Source organism: Variovorax sp. RTB1 (assembly GCF_035018765.1).
Taxonomy (GTDB): domain Bacteria; phylum Pseudomonadota; class Gammaproteobacteria; order Burkholderiales; family Burkholderiaceae_C; genus Variovorax.
This window is the reverse complement of the sequence record NZ_JASJXG010000019.1, coordinates 69,468-87,355: the sequence shown is the minus strand read 5'-3', so window position 1 is coordinate 87,355 and position 17,888 is coordinate 69,468. Positions and strand designations below refer to the sequence as shown.

The following is a 17,888-nucleotide window of genomic DNA, read 5'->3' as shown; positions in this document are numbered from 1 at the left end:
TATATATACTATACTTCAATAGATAGAAAACCAAAATCGGAGTTCACTATGAACGCTCGAATCACGACACAAGCCTTCTTCGACCCGAAGACCTGGACAGTGAGCTATGTTGTGTGGGAACCCGCCACGCAGCGCGCCGCGGTCATCGACCCGGTGCTCGACTACGACTTCAAATCGGGCCACACCAGCACCACCTCGGCGGATCAGGTGCTGGCCTATGTCGTCAAACACGCGCTTCATGTCGACTGGATTCTCGAGACCCACGCGCACGCGGACCATTTGTCCGGTGCGCGCTACCTGCAGCAGCGCGTCGGTGGCCGCATCGCCATCGGCGAAAACATTCGGACGGTGCAGGCCACCTTCAAGAAGCTCTACAACCTGGAGCGCAGCTTCCTTCCCGACGGTAGCCAGTTCGACCACCTGTTCAAAGACGGTGAAACGTTTCGGATCGGCGAGGTCGAGGCCACGGCGATGCTGGTGCCCGGTCATACCCCGGCCGACATGGCCTACCTCATCGACGATTCAGTCTTCGTCGGCGACACGCTTTTCATGCCTGACGTCGGCAGCGCTCGCGCCGATTTCCCCGGCGGGGAAGCACACCAGCTGTACCGCTCGATGCACCGCCTTCTGGCCCTGCCTCCCGAGACGACGATGTATGTCTGTCATGACTACCCGCCGGCTTCGCGGCCTGCCCGCTGGCAAACGACGGTGGCCGAGCAGAAAGCCCTGAACATCCATGTGCGCGACGGCATCACCGAAGACGAGTTCGTCGCGATGCGGCAGGCACGCGACGCCACGCTAGAAGTGCCGACGCTAATCTTGCCGTCGATTCAGGTGAATGTTCGCGCTGGGCAACTGCCTCCGGCGGAGGAAAACGGCGTGTCTTACCTGCGCATCCCGCTGAACACGTTGCCCATCCACGGCTGACCAGTGTCTCAAGCGGCAGGTGGGCCTATCCCGGCATCTGGGTGCATCGTGACGATGGATGCACTTTTCATGAACTCGCAGCCGCCCGAGACGGACCAGACTCTTCGAGTTGCCAAGCAGCGACGTCAGCCGCTGAATCAACGGGTTCCCTGCAGTCATTGGCATCCAGTTGAGCAACAGCGCGCGGCGCAATCAACGCTCTTGGTCGAGGAGTCTGTATTTCATCGCACCTTAAGTGCGCCGCCATCGTCGCGCTCACCCTACCCTCAATGAATTCCCACCCTGCTGACACGTCGCGCCAAACCGAGGTCACGCGGCAAGGGTCCGACGTCATGCCCTTCAGGTAGAAGTCGACGACCCACGCCTTCACCAAGACCGCTGGGGACAGCTGCGAAACCCCGCGAACACATCGCTGCGGTCCGCTGGAAAGAAGTTGCGGTAACTTGGATGCTTCATGTGCTGCACAGTCGCGAACGATCCTCCGCGCAGCACCGACCGGCCATCGAACCATGGCTGCGAATAGTCGCGGTAGGGGTGCGGGACGAACCCCGAATACGGTTCAAACGGACTCGCAGTCCACTCCCAAACCTCACCCCATTCGAAGACTTCTCCCTGCTCAACAGCCAGTTTCGCAGCGGTTTCCCATTCGGCCTCGGTTGGCAAGCGGCGGCCAGCCCAACGGCACCACGCTTCGGCCTCATGGGCCGTGATTTGCACGGCCGGTGCCAACGGATCGATAGGTAACCAACGACCGAACCGAGATCGCTCCCATCCACTGTGCCCGCGCCGCAGATGCAGCGGATGCGTTGCACCGCTGTACCGCCGCCAATCGCGACCGGCCGGCGTCCAGGTCCTGTCATCTGTGTAGCCGCCGCCGTCGACGAAGGCGAGGAAAGCGTCCCATTTCACCGTCGCCCGGTCGATGCTGAACGCAGACACTTCGATGTTTGCAGCGCACAGTTCGTTATCAAAAGCGAAGCCGGCGTTGTCCACACCGACATGTCGCAGCCCGCCCGGAATGTCCCACGAACCTGAGGCGACCGCCGGGCGCGGCGCGCGACCCGTCATGCCAGGGCCAAGATCGATGCCAAGCCGCTGCGCCATGAAGTGCCATGCTTCCCGATGCATGTCTTCATGGAACAGGACGAGCCGAAAGAAGTACAGGTCTTCTTCCTTGGTGCTGCAAGCGCGGAGCAAGGTCAGTGTGGCCTCACGCACTGCCGTTAGATAGCTGCGCGTGGCCGAGGGGTCGGGCAGCGCAAGTTGCCAGCGCAGGCCATGCGCGACGTTCGACGAGTCATAGAGCGCATCGGCGCGCGGCAGCACTGATGTGCGTCGTGGTGCGAAAGGATCGCAAGCTATCCCGAAGCCGCGCTCCGTGTTGCGCGACAACCAGAACTCTTCGAACCAGCCGATGTGCCCCAACTCCCAAAGCGGCAAATTCACAGCAGTATCCTGTGCAATTCGAAGGCCATTGGGTCCGAGCCCCCTTTCAAAACCGTCGAACAAGCTCAACAACTGGGTGCGGCCTCGGGTGAGCGCCGCCTCGATCTCAGCGGGTCCGGCCTTGCGCATCGCCTCTGCGCTCGTGGATGTCATGGTGTCGCCCAGGTTGTGCACCGGTATAACCTCGTTCATGGTTCGCCCTTCTCTTTGCATCGTGACGCCCGCGCTGGCCAGTTCCAACAACGGCAACTGGCAAACAGCTTTGCGATGGTCAAAGATGTTGCGCGAACATTATCGAATTGCGCTGGTCGATCACTGGGACGGCACGCCGGCCGACGTCATGATTGCGCTGCATGCGCGACGTTCGGCCGCCTCGATCGAGCGCTGGTGCGGCACTCAACCGCACCAGCCCTTGGCAGTGGTACTGACGGGCACGGACCTGTACCGGGACATCCAGTTCGATGCGAGCGCACAGCGCTCACTGGCGCTGGCCGACCGGCTGGTGGTGCTGCACGAGCGCGCAGTCGACGACCTGCCGGTGCTGCACCGCGACAAAGCCACTGCCTGCTTCCAGTCGACCCGCTCGCTGGCACCGCTTCGCAAGCCACATCGGCATTTGCGTGCGCTGATGGTGGGTCACTTGCGCGCGGAGAAGGCGCCACAGACGTACTTCGCCGCAGCTCGTCGACTCGTTGATCGTCCGGACATCCTGCTGGACCACATCGGCGCCGCGCTGGACCCGGCGTGGAGTATCGAAGCGAAATCGGCGCAGCAAGCATGTCCAGCCTACCGTTGGCTTGGACCCCTGCCGCATGCCGACGCACGCCGCCGCATCCAGGCAGCCCACGTACTGGTGCATCCGAGCGTGATCGAAGGCGGTGCTCACGTGGTGATGGAGGCGGTGTGCAGCGGAACGCCGGTGCTCGCCAGCCGGATCGCGGGAAACATCGGAATGTTGGGGGAGGACTACGGTGGCTATTTCGAACTGGGCGACTCCGAGGCCCTTGCCGCATTGCTGCAACGCTGTCGCGACGAGCCGGCAATGCTCGATCGTCTTGCTGCGCAGTGCGCGTCGCGCGCCCCTCTGTTTGAACCCGCCCTTGAGCAAGCGACCTTGCTCGCCTTGCTATGCGCAATGATCGGCAGCAAGACGTCCGGCAAGAATACGGGGCCATATCGATAGCCCCAACACCTTCAATTCGCAAAGCGCATTTACTCCGCGGGCGCAAGCGCCCCTGCGACGTCCCGTCTTCTTTCTTGAAGATTGGATACGCGTCGTTCGGTGCCTGCACGGGCATCACGATCACGTGCACGACGATTTTGAAAGAAGCTCGCACAACCATCGGCATGTGCATACACCGCTGCTGCACAAGCACGCGCACGTGCCGAACGCGCACCATCGGCACGAGCACTGACGCTCCGTGGCTCATGCGATCTAAGTTCGACTCAAAATCGCTTGACCTTGTCACGGTGTCAACGTTCATACTTCAGTAAATGTCGTTTGTTCGAAAACTGCTGCTTTGGGCTGTGATGCTCGCGGTGCCCTTTCAAGGCTATGCGGCTGCGACCATGCAATTCTGCGCAGCAGGCGAAGTACCGGCGATGGCAGAAACAGTTTTCGAGCCAGTCGTACCGCACGAACACGTTAAACCGCAGTCACACGCGCACGACAGCCGACATGTGGATTCGGCGTCTGACGTCGAGAGCACGCCACATCATCACGATCAGGCTTCAGGGGACGCCGATACGGCCCACAAGTGCGGAACCTGCGGGGCATGCCACTCAGTTGCACTTGTTGGCACCACGCCCGTCGTGATTGCACCTGCCTTGCCACCTGCGGCAATGGCAGAACCGTTTTCTGCGGTGGCGTCGTTGACGCCCCGCGTCCTCGACAAACCTCCTCGCGTTTAACGCGTTCGTTTGTCCGTGACGTCGCGTCACGGGATCTGCGAACGCTCATGCATCGCCTGCGTCGTGCCCTTTCCGGCAGCACTGACGCACTCCGTTCATGAATCTGCGAGGACGCCATGTTCCATTCATCGTCAGCCCGTCGGCTGGCAGCATTCCGTTTTCTCGCCGCGGCTGCCATGGCAGCTTCGGCAACTTTCACCGCCGTTGGCGCTGTGGCTCAGCCTTCGCCTGCCGGCGCCAGTGCGCCGACAACCTCGACGCCGCCTGTCCTGACCTACAAGTCCGCGCTCGAGGGTTATCAGCCCTTTGATGACGGAAAGCCCATTCCCTGGAAAGAGGCCAACGAGACGGTCTACCGCCGTGGCGGCTGGCAGGCCTATGCCAAAGAAGCGTCTGGCTCGGGCAACGCCGGGGCCGAATCGCCCAAGAGCGGCGCCGCGTTACCCGCTTCGCCGCCAAGCCATTCGATGGCCATGCCAGGCATGTCGGGTGCGCCCGCGAAGAAGGACAAGCCATGAAGCGCGCCTTGCGTTTGACGGCCATCGCCCTCGCGGCCGCTTTGCTGGCCGGCTGCGCCTCGGTCGGTATCGACGACGCCCTGAAGGACACGAACGCCAACGCGCACCAGTTCACCGGCGGCAAGCTCGAACTCAGCCGGACCCAGGAGCAGCGTGACCGCCGCGCGGCGCTGTCTCAGGAGTTGCTCGCCAAGCCGCTGTCGCAAAGCGACGCGGTGCAGCTCGCACTGGCCAACAGTCCGTCGGTCCAGGCCCTGATTGCCCAGAGCTGGGGCGACATCGCCGCGGCCAACCAGACCAGCCGGCTGCCCAGCCCGATTTTCAAGTTCGAGCGCATGCGCCTGAACAGCGAACTCGAGCTCGGACGGCTGTTGTCCTTCGGCCTGGTGGACCTCATCCTGCTGCCGCAACGTCTGTCGATCTCGAAGGGTCAGGCCAACCAGGCCAAAGTGCAGCTGACCGGGGCCGTTGTCGACCAGGTCACGCAGGTCAAGCAGGCCTGGGTCCGCGCGGTTGCTGCCCAGCAGTCGCTGCAGTACGCCGAGCAGGTCAACAAGTCGGCCCAGGCCAGCGCCGAACTCGCGCGCCGGATGCAGCTTATTGGGAACTTCAGCAAGCTACAGCGGGCACGCCAACAGGTGTTTTATGCAGACGCGACCACCCAACTCGCCTTGGCGCAGCAGGCCACCACCGCGGCCCGCGAGGAACTGGTTCGCATCCTGGGTCTGGACGACGAACAAGCCGCCAAGTTGGCCTTGCCCGAACGTCTCCCCGATCTGCCCAAGATACCTCGCGAGGCGAAGGAAGTCGCGGCCACCGCCACCGAGCAACGCCTCGATGTCCAGCTTGCCCGTGCCCAGCTGGACGTGGCGGGACGATCGCAAGGCCTCAACCTGCTGTCGACTTTCGTCGACGTGGAAGTGGGTGGTCGCCGCGACACGGTCTTCGACAACGCGCAAGGCACCAAGAGCACACGGCGCGGCTTCGAGTTCGACATCCGGCTGCCGCTCTTCGACTGGGGTTCGGCTCAACGCGACGCATTGAACGCGCAGTCGCTGGCTGCGGCCAACCGCTACGACGCCACCGTGCGCGGCGCCTCTTCGCAATTGCGCGAGGGGTACTCTGCCTACCGCACGGCTTACGACATCGCGCGGCACTACCGAGACGAAATCGTGCCCTTGCGTCAGGCGATGGCGGATGAAAACGTGCTTCGCTACAACGGCATGCTGATCGGCGTCTTCGAGCTGCTTGCCGAAGCACGCGATCAGATCTCCAGCGTGACCAACGCGATCAACGCCCAGCAGCAGTTCTGGCTGGCCGATGCCGCGCTCGCGGCTTCGGTGATGGGCAAGCCGACCTCCATGGGCGCCTCGATGGCCAGTGCGGGTGGCAATGGCGCATCCGCTAGCGGCGCTGCTCATTGAGCGCACTGCTTCGCTCTCTAACCCAATTGAACGACATGACAAACAGACGCAATTTCTTGAGCGGTGCAGGTGCCATCACGGGCGCCTTTGCAGCGGCAGGCGTGAGCAAGGTGGCGATGGCGGCCTTGCCTGAGCCCGTGTTCCAAACCACACCCGACACCATGGCACCGCTGATGCCAACGAGCGGACGCCCTTACAACCCCGTGGTCACGCTCAACGGCTGGACATTGCCCTGGCGCATGAACAACGGCGTCAAGGAGTTCCACCTGGTGGCCGAGCCTGTGGTGCGCGAGATGGCCCCCGGATTCAAGGCCAACCTTTGGGGGTACAACGGCCAGTCGCCTGGACCGACCATCGAAGTGGTGGAAGGCGACCGGGTGCGGATCTTCGTGACCAACAAGCTGCCCGAGCACACGAGCGTGCACTGGCATGGGCAGCGCTTGCCCAACGGCATGGACGGTGTCGCGGGGTTGACCCAACCGCCGATCCGCCCGGGCAAGACCTTCGTCTACGAATTCGTGGCGCGCCGCCCCGGCACCTTCATGTACCACCCGCATGCGGACGAAATGACTCAGATGGCGATGGGAATGATGGGCTTCTGGGTCACGCACCCCAAGGCCGAGCATCCGCTGATCGAAAAGGTCGACCGCGACTTCGTGTTCCTGCTCAACGCCTACGACGTCGAGCCGGGGAGCGCAACGCCCAAGATCATGACGATGCTGGACTTCAATCTGTGGTCCTGGAACAGCCGGATCTTCCCGGGTATCGATTCGCTCAACGTCCGGCACAACGACAAGGTGCGCATCCGCGTCGGCAATCTGACGATGACGAACCACCCGATGCACCTGCATGGCCATGAGTTCGAAGTCACGGGAACCGATGGCGGCCCGACACCGAAGAGTGCCCGCTGGCCCGAGGTGACGACGGACGTGGCCGTCGGCCAGATGCGCCAGTTCGAGTTCCTCGCCAACGAAGAAGGCGACTGGGCCTTTCACTGCCACAAGAGCCATCACACGATGAACGCGATGGGCCACGAGGTGCCCACGATGATCGGACTGGACCACAAGGACGTGGCCAAACAGATCTCGAACCTGATCCCCGACTACATGGTCATGGGCGAGCGCGGCATGGCCGACATGGCCGAAATGGAGATGCCGATCCCGGACAACACCGCGCGAATGATGACAGGCGAAGGCCCGTTCGGCTCGGTCGAGATGGGCGGCATGTTCAGCGTGGTCAAGGTGCGCAAAAACCAGAAGGCTGGCGACTACGCCAACCCTGGCTGGTTCAAACACCCCAAGGGCACGGTCGCCTACGAACTGGATGGGCCGCCGCCGGAGACCCCGCGCCAGCGCGGCGCCGGCGCGGCCGCGATGCCGGCTCAGAACATGCCGGCCAAGAACATCGAAGTCCAGATCCGGAAGCCCGATGGCGGCCATTCTGGCCACTGACTTTTTTCACTTCCCTCAGACCTTCCAACCGCTCAAAGAAAAACCATGAAACACATCTTCCGCGACACCGCTTTCGCAGCAACGCTCGCTCTGGCCGCGGCCGGCGCTTCAGCTTCAGGTAACCACACCGGAGGTCACAGTCACGATGCCGACGACGCGATCGGCAAGCCCGGGGTGGCTACCAAGTCGACACGCACGATCAACGTCAACATGGCCGACAACATGCGCTTCACACCGGCCGACATCAGCGTCAAGCAAGGCGAGACCGTGCGCTTTGTCATCAAGAATTCCGGCCAGATCAAGCACGAGCTCGTGCTCGGTACGGAGAAGGAGCTCAGGGAGCATTCCGAGGTGATGAAGAAGAACCCCGAGATGGAACACGCCGACGCGAACATGATCACGTTGGCACCCGGCAAGAGCGGCGAAATCGTCTGGCAGTTCACCAAGGCCGGAGAGGTGGACTTCGCGTGCCTGCAGCCGGGTCATTACGACGCAGGCATGAAGGGCGCCGTGAACGTCTCACATACGCCGGGCAAGACTGTCAGCAAGTAAGCACAACGTCCGGGTCTGTTGTCCTGCTGCTGCAGACCCTTTCATCCCAACAATCAATTGATGCTCAAGGAACTCAAAATGCAAAAAATTCGTCTTGCACTTGTCACATCCACAGCCGCGATGCTTTTCTCCGGAATCGCTGCTGCGCAGTCGGCTCCATCCTCGCAGGCCCCGGCGCAAGGAACAGCTGCTGCCGCCGCGACGTCCGAAATGTCCGATGGCGAGATCCGCAAGATCGACAAGGATGGCAAGAAGCTGACCATCAAGCACGGTCCACTCAAGAACCTCGACATGCCGGGTATGACGATGGTTTTCAGCGTCAAGGACGAAGCCGTGCTGGACCAGGTGCAGTCCGGCGAGAAGGTCCGCTTCCTCGCAGAAAAGGTCGACGGAAAAATTACCGTCACCAAGATTGAGGCGGCCCGCTGAAATCTCGCTCGCTGCCAACGCCTGCAAAGCCGCGTCGCTGCATACCTTGCAACGGCGCACCGAAATCCAATCGACCCACCAAGGACAACGTTATGAACAATCCCCACCGCAAACTCACCTCGTCGCTCTGTTTCTCTGCGGCGCTCGTGCTGACTTCAGTCGGTGTTGCGCAGGCCCAGCCAGCACCTGCTGCAGCGCCCATGTCGAAGGACCACATGCAGCACGCAGGTGCCGGGTCGGCCGACATGAAGCAATCCATGATGTCCGGCATGGACGGGATGCAGAAGATGCAGATGTCGGGCGACACCGACAAGGACTTCGCCACGATGATGAAGATGCACCATCAGCAGGCTGTGGAGATGGCGCAGATGGAACTGGCGCACGGCAAGTCGCCTGAAATGAAGGTCATGTCCAGGAAGATCATCGCCGCACAGAAAAACGAAATCGCCGAGTTCGACCGCTGGCTTGCGAAGCAAAAGTAATCCTGCTGCCGGCGTAGCGGCCAAGTACGGGGTGGCGATTTTGCGCATCTCGATCCATTGAGGAGAGAAGAGATGAACGATCCAGAACTTGAGCACATCGGCGAAGCCAACTTCGGTGAAGCGGCGAGCAAGGCCACGACGCCTGTTCAAGAGCCAACGGTTGTCGGGGCAGACACGATCTACACCTGCCCCATGCATCCGGAGATCCGTCAGAACCATCCGGGCAACTGCCCCAAGTGCGGCATGACGCTGGAGCCCGAAACCCCGACGCTGGACGAGGGCGAGAACCCCGAGCTGGTCGACTTCACCCGTCGATTCATCTGGACGCTCCCGCTGACCATCGTCGTGACCGTGCTGGCCATGGCGGGCCACCGCCTGCAGTGGTTCGAGATGGCGACGCAGAGCTGGATCGAATTCGCGCTCAGCGTGCCGATCGTGCTGTGGGCCGGTTGGCCGTTCTTCGTGCGAGCTGTGCAGTCCGTGGTCAATCGCAGCCCCAACATGTGGACACTCATCGGACTCGGCACTTCGGCGGCATTCATCTACAGCGTCGTGGCCACCGTGGCGCCGGGCGTGTTTCCATCGGCCTTCGTGTCGATGGGCCGCGTTGCGGTCTACTTCGAAGCGGCGGCCGTCATCATCTCGCTGACCCTGCTCGGCCAGATACTCGAACTCAAGGCGCGCTCGCAGACCTCGGCGGCCATCAAGTCCCTGCTCGGCCTCGCGCCCAAGACCGCGCGCCGCATCGATGCCGCGGGGGCTGAAGAAGACATCCCGCTGGCTCACGTCCACGTCGGCGACACGCTGCGCGTGCGGCCCGGCGAGAAGGTGCCGGTCGACGGCGTCGTGATCGAAGGGTCGAGCGCGGTGGACGAATCGATGCTGACAGGAGAACCGCTGCCGGTGACCAAGCGGCCCGGCGACAAGCTGATCGGCGCAACGCTCAACACCAACGGCGCGATCGTGATGCGCTCCGAGCGCGTCGGGTCGCAGACCGTGCTGGCCAGCATCGTGCAGATGGTGTTGCAGGCACAACGCTCCAGGGCGCCGATGCAGCGCATGGCGGATCAGGTCGCGCGCTATTTCGTCGTCACGGTCATCAGCATCGCACTGCTGACCTTCGTCGTCTGGGGCCTGGTCGGACCCGAGCCGAGCTGGGTCTATGGCCTGATCAACGCGGTCGCCGTGCTCATCATCGCCTGCCCCTGCGCGCTGGGGCTTGCCACGCCGATGTCCATCATGGTGGCGACCGGCAAGGCCGCGACGCAGGGCGTGTTGTTCCGCGATGCCGCGGCGATAGAGAACTTCCGCAAGGTCGACACACTGATCGTCGACAAGACCGGCACGCTGACCGAAGGCAAGCCGACGTTCGAGCGAGCGGTCGCGGCACCCGGCTTCACCGAAGAAGACGTGTTGCGACTCGCTGCGAGTCTCGACCAGGGCAGCGAACACCCGCTGGCCGACGCCATCGTGCGTGCGGCGAAGGCGCAAAAGCTGGACCTGGAGAAGGCAGACAGCTTCGAATCGGCAAGCGGCATCGGCGTGAGCGGCAGCGTCGGCGGGAAGAAGCTGGCACTCGGCAACACGGCGTTGATGACGCAGTTGGGCGTGGCAGTCGATGGTTTGTCAGCGCAGGCCGAATCGTTGCGCGTCGAAGGCGCCAGCGTGATGTTCCTCGCGGTGGACGGCAAGGCCGCAGGCTTGCTGGCCGTTTCCGACCCGATCAAGGCCACGACCGTCGAAGCACTGGCGGCACTCAAAGCGTCGGGCCTGCGCGTGATCATGGCGACCGGCGACGGATTGACCACCGCCAAAGCGGTTGCGGCCCGGCTGGGCATCGACGAAGTCCATGGTGAGGTCAAACCCGCCGACAAGCTGGCGCTGGTCGACAGACTGCAGCGCGAAGGCCGCATCGTCGCGATGGCCGGCGACGGCATCAACGACGCGCCGGCACTGGCCAAGGCCGACGTCGGCGTTGCCATGGGAACCGGCACCGATGTGGCGATGAACAGTGCGCAAGTGACGCTGGTGAAGGGCGACTTGCGTGGCATCGCGCAAGCGCGCGTCATCTCCGACGAAACCATTGCCAACATGAAGCAGAACCTGGGCTTCGCGTTCGTCTACAACGCGCTCGGCGTGCCGCTGGCAGCGGGTGTTCTGTTTCCGTTCACTGGATGGCTGTTGTCTCCGATGATCGCGGCGCTGGCGATGAGCCTGAGTTCGGCCTCGGTCATCTTCAATGCACTGCGGCTGAGGCGGGCGGCGCCTGCTCCAGCAAGGACGTCCTGACGCTACACTGCGCCGAACATGCGTCGCCTCCGCCCACTTCATCGCTTCGCCATCGCGTTCTTAATGATGGTCTCGGTGGTGTTTTCGCAAATGGCACTCGCAGGTTATGCCTGTCCTGGCTTGGACAACGCCGAAGCGATGGCACAGGCAATGGCCGATGGCACGCCGTGTGAAGGCATGGACACTGCGCAACCCGTGCTTTGCCATCAACATGCCGCCGACGCCTCCCAGTCTTTCGAAAAGGCGAAGGCAGCCACGCCGTCTCTTCCTGCCGTGGTGCAGGTGCTGGTGGTTCCGCCGCTTCTGCTCGCTGACGTCCACGGTCTGCCGTTGCAGAGCGCGCTCGAGCCGCGGCCTCCTCCCGATCCCGTCTTTCTCGCGACACGCAGACTCCGCGTCTGACATCTCCGCCGACCTGACCGGTGCTGGTGCGACCCGTTCGCTCGCCAGCGACTTTCTCGTTCGTCTGCGGAGTTTCCATGCCCCTTTCTTTTCTGCGTGCGGCCTTGCTGCTTGCCGCATCGCTGCCTTTCATGGCGGCAGCGGCGCCCCTGTCACTCGATACGGCCTTGCAGTTGGCCGTCGAACGCTCGGAGGCTGCGCGTGCGGCAAGTGCCGGCGTCCTCAGTGCCACCGAAGCGGCGCGAACGGCGAGCCAACTGCCCGACCCGGTGCTTCGGGTCGGCGTCGACAACCTCCCCTTCACAGGCCCGGACCGCTTCAGCACCACACGCGATTCCATGACGATGAAGCGCATCGGAATCAGCCAGGAATGGCTTTCGGCCGACAAGCGTGCCGTGCGTGAGGCTGCAGCCAATGCGGCTACCGCGCGCGAGACGACGATGGCAGGCGTCTCGATCGCCGCGACACGGCTCCAGACGGCGCTGGCTTATGCGGATGCTTTCTACGCAGGCCAGATGCTGACCCTCACCACGCTGATGGAACATCACGCCCAGGAGGAACTCGAGGCGTCGCGTTCGCGGCTGTCGTCTGCCGCCGGCAGCAGCCAGGAAGTGCTTTCGCTGACCGGCGCGAGGGGCAGCTCCGAAGACGAATCCGCCGATGCGAGGCAGCAGCAGAACGCCGCAAGGCTCGCACTGCAGCGCTGGGTCGGCGTGATGCCGGAGGCGCTGGCGCCGATACCCGCCGAGCCGCCATTCAGCGAAGAAGCCTACGTGGCCCGACATCCGTCGGTCGTCGCGATGCAGCGTGAAATGGGGGTTGCGACGCAAGCGGCTGCGCTGGCCGGCACCAACCGCAAACCGAACTGGACATGGGAAGTCGCCTACGGCCAGCGTACGGGGTACTCGGACATGGTGTCGTTCGGCGTGAGCATCCCGCTCCAGGTATCTCCCGGCGAACGCCAGGACCGGGAGACAGCGTCCAAGCTCGCGTTGGTGGACAAAGCGGAAGCCGAACTGGCCGAGGCCAGGCGCGCTGCAACGGCCGAATACCTGACCCTGCGCAGTGACGCCGGGCGCCTGCAGCAACGCATCGAGCGCTACCGCGCGAGCGTCGTGATTCCGGCCGCGCAACGAACGGCGGCTGCGACCGCGGCCTATCGCTCCAACCAGGCCCCGCTCGCAACGCTCTTCGAGGCACGCCATGCGGAAGTCGAAGTGCAGCGCAAGCTGCTCACGCTGCAGCGCGAGCTCGCGCGGTCGCAGCTTCAATTGGCCTTCCGTCCGCTGAGCGCCGAGGTGGCACCATGAAAAAATCAAGCCTCATCACGCTGTCGATCCTCGGTGCCTTGATGCTCGTAGCCGTCGCCGCGGTCGCCTTCTACGCGGGCCGCAGCACGGGTCGGGGCCACGCGGACGCCATGCCTTCCAAGATCGCGCCCACCGGATCGGAAGGACGCAAGGTTCTTTACTGGCACGACCCGATGGTACCCGGCCCCCGCTTCGACAAGCCCGGCAAGTCGCCGTTCATGGACATGCAACTCTTGCCGATGTACGGAGACAGCGACGCAGGTGCGGCAGGCGGCGGCGGAGTCAACATCAGTCCGTCGGTGCAACAGAACCTCGGCATCCGGCTCGCGAAAGTACGACGCGCTGATGTCTCCTCGTCGTTCGACGCGATCGGCGCAGTGCAGTTCGACGAGCGCCTGAGTGCGTCGGTTCAGAGCCGCGTCGCCGGCTTCGTGGAGCGACTGTGGGTGCGTGCGCCGATGGAGCGCGTGCGCAAGGGGCAACCTCTCGCGACCCTCTTCGCGCCTGAATGGCTGGGGCCGCAAAACGAATTGCTCGCGCTCCAGCGCACCGGCGTTGCACCGGACCTCATCGCAGCAGCTCGGGAGCGGATGCAGGCAATGTCCATTCCCGCGGACCTGATCCGCCAGAGCGAGAAAACCGGAACCGCGCAAGCCCGCTACGTGCTGACCGCGCCAGCCAGCGGCGTGGTTGCCGAACTCGGCGTGCGCGAAGGCGTGGCCGTCACGCCCGGCCTGACGCTCTTCAGGATCGCCGGCCTCGAAAAGGTTTGGGCCGTGGCAGAGATCCCGGAAACGCAGGCGGTGCGCCTGAAGCCTGGCCAGAAAGTGAAAGCCGTTCTGCAGGTCGATGCATCGCAGTCGTTCGAAGGCGAGCTGAAAGAGATCCTGCCCGAGGTCAGCACCGCCACACGCACCCTGAAGGCCCGCTTTGAAGTCGACAACGCCAAGGGCCAGCTGACACCTGGCATGCTGCTGCGTCTGCAGGTCGCAGGCGGCAGCAGCACGCGAATTGTCGTGGCGTCTGAGGCTGTCATTCGCACAGGCAAGCGCGCCGTCGTCATCGTGCGCAAGGACACGGGTGCGTTCGAGCCGAGGGACGTGTCGCTGGGCATGGATCTGGGCGACGACATCGAGGTGCTTCAAGGACTGTCCGACGGCGAGCAGGTCGTCGCCAGTGGTCAGTTCCTCGTCGATTCGGAAGCGCGCTTGCGCTCGGTGCTGGGCAGCATGGCGTCACCGGCTTCGGCCACTGCGGCTGCGCCAACTGCCAGTGCTTCGACGTCTTCGGCAGCTTCGCCGGCGACGGTTGCCGCAACCCATCGTGGGGAAGGCAAGGTCGAGAGCGTGGACTCGGACGGCATCACCATTTCGCACGGACCGGTTGCCACGCTCAAGTGGCCGGCGATGACGATGGGCTTTGCCAAGCCGACGCCGACCGCGTTTCCGGACATCCAACCTGGCGACCGGATTCGCTTCGAGTTCAAGGAGGGCGGGCCGACGGGCTACGAGCTTCAGTCGGTAGAGCGGCTGCAGCCGGCAGCCAAACCATGATCGCAGCGCTGATTCGCTGGTCGGTCGGCAACCGCTTCCTGGTGTTGATCGCAACGCTCTTTCTGGTCGCTGCCGGTCTGTGGTCGGTCGTGCACACGCCGCTCGATGCACTGCCCGATTTGTCGGACACCCAGGTGATCATTCGCACCCCGTACCCGGGCAAGGCGCCTCAGGTCGTCGAAGACCTCGTCACTTACCCGCTGACCACGACCATGCTCAGCGTGCCCGGCGCAAAGACGGTGCGCGGCTACTCGTTCTTCGGGGACTCGTTTGTCTATGTCCTGTTCGACGACAAGACCGATCCGTATTGGGCGCGTTCCCGCGTCGTCGAATACCTCAACCAGGTGCAAAGCAAATTGCCTGCAGGCGCGAATGCCTCGCTGGGGCCGGATGCCACGGGCGTGGGCTGGGTCTACGAGTACGCGCTGGTCGACCGCACCGGCCAGCGAGACCTCGGCCAGCTTCGCGCGCTGAACGACTGGTTTCTCAAGTTCGAGCTGAAAACGGTACCGGACGTGGCCGAGGTCGCCAGCATCGGCGGCATGGTTCGGCAGTACCAGGTGGTGCTCGATCCCGACCGCATGCGCGCGCTCGGCATCACTCAGGCCACCGTGGTCGACGCCTTGCGCAATGCCAACCAGGCCAGCGGCGGCTCAGTGGTCGAGTTGGCCGAGGCCGAGTACATGGTGCGCTCGCGCGGCTTCCTGCAGTCGCTGGAAGATTTCAGGACCATTCCGCTTGCGCTGACGGGCGCCACACCGGTGCTGTTGCGCGACGTCGCGACGGTCCAGATCGGGCCGGAAATGCGCCGCGGCATCGCGGAACTCGATGGCGAAGGCGAAGTGGCCGGGGGCGTGGTGATCATGCGCTCCGGCAAGAACGCGCGCACCACCATCCAGGCCGTCAAGGACAAGCTCGCCGCATTGAAGTCGAGCCTGCCGGCGGGCGTCGAGATCGTGCCGACCTACGACCGCTCGCTGCTGATCGATCGTGCGGTCGACAACCTGCGCTTCAAGCTGATGGAGGAATTCATCGTGGTCGCGCTGGTCTGCGCCATCTTTTTGTTCCATCTGCGCTCGGCGTTGGTGGCGGTGGTCGCGCTGCCGGTCGGGGTGCTGGCCGCCTTCATCGTCATGCACTGGCAAGGCGTCAACGCCAACATCATGTCGCTCGGTGGCATCGCGATCGCCATCGGCGCCATGGTGGACGGCGCCATCGTGATGGTGGAGAACGTCCACAAGCACCTGGAGGCTTTCGAGACGCAGCGGGGCAGGCAGCCGACCGGTGCGGAGCGATGGCAGCTCGTCACCGCGGCATCGGTCGAGGTCGGTCCCGCACTGTTCTTCTCGCTGCTGGTGATCACGCTGTCTTTCGTGCCGGTGTTCTCGCTCGAGGCGCAGGAGGGCCGGTTGTTCGCACCGCTTGCATTTACCAAAACCTACGCGATGGCAGCGGCTGCGGGCCTGTCTGTCACGCTGATCCCGGTGCTGATGGGCTACCTGATCCGCGGCCGCATTCCGCACGAGGCGGCCAACCCGGTCAATCTTTTTTTGATGGCGGTTTACCGGCCCGCGCTCGAGCTGGTTCTGCGGTTTCCGAAGGCGACGCTGGTCCTTGCCGCCCTGCTGCTGGCATTGACCGTCTTGCCAGTGATGCGGCTGGGTGGAGAGTTCATGCCGCCGCTGGACGAGGGCGACCTGCTCTACATGCCCTCCGCGCTTCCTGGACTGTCGGTTTCCAAGGCGGGCGAGTTGCTGCAGCAGACCGATCGCCTCATCAAAACGGTGCCCGAAGTGGCGCGCGTCTTCGGCAAGGCCGGTCGTGCAGACACCGCCACCGATCCTGCCCCTCTAGAGATGTTCGAAACCACGATCCAGTTCAAGCCGAAGGACCAGTGGCGCGCCGGCATGACGCCCGACAAGCTGGTCGAAGAGCTGGACCGAGCTGTGAAGGTGCCGGGCCTGTCGAATGTCTGGGTGCCCCCCATCCGCAACCGGATCGACATGCTGGCCACCGGCATCAAGAGCCCAGTGGGAGTCAAGGTCGCCGGCACCGATCTCGCCACCATCGACTCGTTGACGACGCAGATCGAGGCGGCCGTCAAAGGCGTACCCGGCGTGTCGTCGGCGCTGGCGGAGCGACTGACCGGCGGCCGCTACATCGACGTCGACGTGGACCGAGCGGCTGCGGCGCGCTACGGACTGTCGGTGGCAGATGTGCAGGCGGTGGTGTCCACGGCGATCGGCGGCGACAACGTCGGCGAGGTCATCCAGGGTCGCGAGCGTTACCCCATCAACGTGCGCTACCCGCGGGAGATTCGCGACTCGCTCGAGGGACTGCGCGATCTGCCCTTCGTCACGGCAAGGGGTGCCACGGTCTTTCTGCGCGATGTGGCGAAGATCAGCATCGCCGACGGGCCGCCCATGCTGCGCAGCGAGAACGCAAGGCTGTCGGGCTGGGTGTATGTCGACGTTCGCGGCCGTGACCTGCGCTCTGCTGTCACCGACATGCAGGCCGCAGTCGCCAAGTCGGTCAAAACGCCCGCGGGTTATGCGGTGTCATGGTCCGGCCAGTTCGAATACCTCGAACGCGCGACTGAGCGATTGAAGCTGGTCGTGCCGGTCACGCTGGCCGTCATCTTCGTGCTGCTCTATCTGCTCTTCAAGTCGTTCAGCGATGCGGCGCTGGTCATGGCGGCCGTGCCGTTCTCGCTCATCGGCGGCTTCTGGTTGGTGTGGGCGCTGGGCCACTCGATCTCGGTAGCGACGGCGGTGGGGTTCATCGCCCTCGCAGGAGTCGCCGCAGAGTTCGGCGTCGTGATGCTCGTCTATCTGAAGAACGCCTTGCAGCGTCGCCTCGACGCAGGCGAACCTATGAACGACGAAACCCTCCTGGCCGCGATCCGTGAGGGCGCCGTACTGCGGGTGAGACCCAAGGCGATGACGGTGGCGGTCGTCATGGCGGGCCTGCTGCCAATCCTGTGGGGCACCGGCACCGGCTCTGAAGTCATGAGGCGCATAGCCGCGCCGATGGTCGGCGGCATGGTGACCGCGCCGTTGCTCAGCATGCTGGTCGTGCCGGCTGCCTGGTATCTGTTGCATCGACGAGTGCGCGTCAACACGGCGCCTCGCCCAACTCAACTGGCATCAGAAAGTCACTGAGCAGTCCTCTCCTTCCACCCCTTCCGGATACCG

At 63.8% G+C, this 17,888-nt stretch carries 14 protein-coding genes; 13 read left to right on the top strand and 1 reads right to left on the bottom strand.

The annotated features are described in order from the left end of the window. Positions 1–48 precede the first annotated feature (48 nt). Positions 49–927: an MBL fold metallo-hydrolase gene (locus QN397_RS14015; RefSeq protein WP_323501183.1), complete on the top strand. Its 879-nt coding sequence runs from the start codon at positions 49–51 to the stop codon at positions 925–927. Positions 928–1,293: 366 nt separating this feature from the next. On the opposite strand, the gene senA is transcribed toward QN397_RS14015, so the two are convergent. Then, positions 1,294–2,565: a selenoneine synthase SenA gene (senA, locus tag QN397_RS14010; protein WP_323501182.1), complete on the bottom strand. Its 1,272-nt coding sequence runs from the start codon at positions 2,563–2,565 to the stop codon at positions 1,294–1,296. Here senA and senB point away from each other — a divergent pair. From senB to QN397_RS13950, 12 genes are all read left to right on the top strand, one after another. Continuing rightward, positions 2,564–3,556 (top strand): selenoneine biosynthesis selenosugar synthase SenB, encoded by a 993-nt coding sequence (gene senB / locus QN397_RS14005; protein ID WP_323501181.1) that lies wholly within the window; start codon positions 2,564–2,566, stop codon positions 3,554–3,556. The genes senA and senB overlap by 2 nt on opposite strands. An 844-nt stretch (positions 3,557–4,400) precedes the next feature. Next, positions 4,401–4,802 (top strand): hypothetical protein, encoded by a 402-nt coding sequence (locus QN397_RS14000; protein ID WP_323501180.1) that lies wholly within the window; start codon positions 4,401–4,403, stop codon positions 4,800–4,802. Then, positions 4,799–6,226, top strand: a complete 1,428-nt coding sequence (locus tag QN397_RS13995) for a TolC family protein (protein WP_323501179.1) — start codon at positions 4,799–4,801, stop codon at positions 6,224–6,226. Before QN397_RS14000 ends, QN397_RS13995 begins: the two co-directional genes overlap by 4 nt. A gap of 35 nt (positions 6,227–6,261) precedes the next feature. Then, a complete protein-coding gene (locus QN397_RS13990) occupies positions 6,262–7,677 on the top strand; it encodes a copper oxidase (protein ID WP_323501178.1) in 1,416 nt (471 codons plus the stop codon). Positions 7,678–7,722: 45 nt separating this feature from the next. Next, a complete protein-coding gene (locus tag QN397_RS13985) occupies positions 7,723–8,229 on the top strand; it encodes a cupredoxin family protein (protein ID WP_323501177.1) in 507 nt (168 codons plus the stop codon). 78 nt (positions 8,230–8,307) lie between these two features. Next, entirely contained in the window at positions 8,308–8,658 is a 351-nt protein-coding gene (locus QN397_RS13980) for a copper-binding protein (RefSeq protein WP_416352329.1), read from the top strand. 92 nt (positions 8,659–8,750) lie between these two features. After that, positions 8,751–9,140: a DUF305 domain-containing protein gene (locus tag QN397_RS13975; protein ID WP_323501175.1), complete on the top strand. Its 390-nt coding sequence runs from the start codon at positions 8,751–8,753 to the stop codon at positions 9,138–9,140. A gap of 72 nt (positions 9,141–9,212) precedes the next feature. After that, a complete protein-coding gene (locus tag QN397_RS13970) occupies positions 9,213–11,429 on the top strand; it encodes a copper-translocating P-type ATPase (protein WP_323501174.1) in 2,217 nt (738 codons plus the stop codon). 18 nt (positions 11,430–11,447) lie between these two features. Next, positions 11,448–11,831 (top strand): hypothetical protein, encoded by a 384-nt coding sequence (locus QN397_RS13965; RefSeq protein WP_323501173.1) that lies wholly within the window; start codon positions 11,448–11,450, stop codon positions 11,829–11,831. 77 nt (positions 11,832–11,908) lie between these two features. Beyond that, positions 11,909–13,141 (top strand): TolC family protein, encoded by a 1,233-nt coding sequence (locus QN397_RS13960; protein ID WP_323501172.1) that lies wholly within the window; start codon positions 11,909–11,911, stop codon positions 13,139–13,141. Further along, positions 13,138–14,694 carry an efflux RND transporter periplasmic adaptor subunit gene (locus QN397_RS13955; protein ID WP_323501171.1) on the top strand — a complete coding sequence of 519 codons (1,557 nt, stop codon included), beginning with the start codon at positions 13,138–13,140 and terminating at the stop codon, positions 14,692–14,694. The genes QN397_RS13960 and QN397_RS13955 overlap by 4 nt, the downstream gene beginning before the upstream one ends. Continuing rightward, a complete protein-coding gene (locus tag QN397_RS13950; RefSeq protein WP_323501170.1) occupies positions 14,691–17,855 on the top strand; it encodes an efflux RND transporter permease subunit in 3,165 nt (1,054 codons plus the stop codon). The genes QN397_RS13955 and QN397_RS13950 overlap by 4 nt, the downstream gene beginning before the upstream one ends. Positions 17,856–17,888 lie beyond the last annotated feature (33 nt).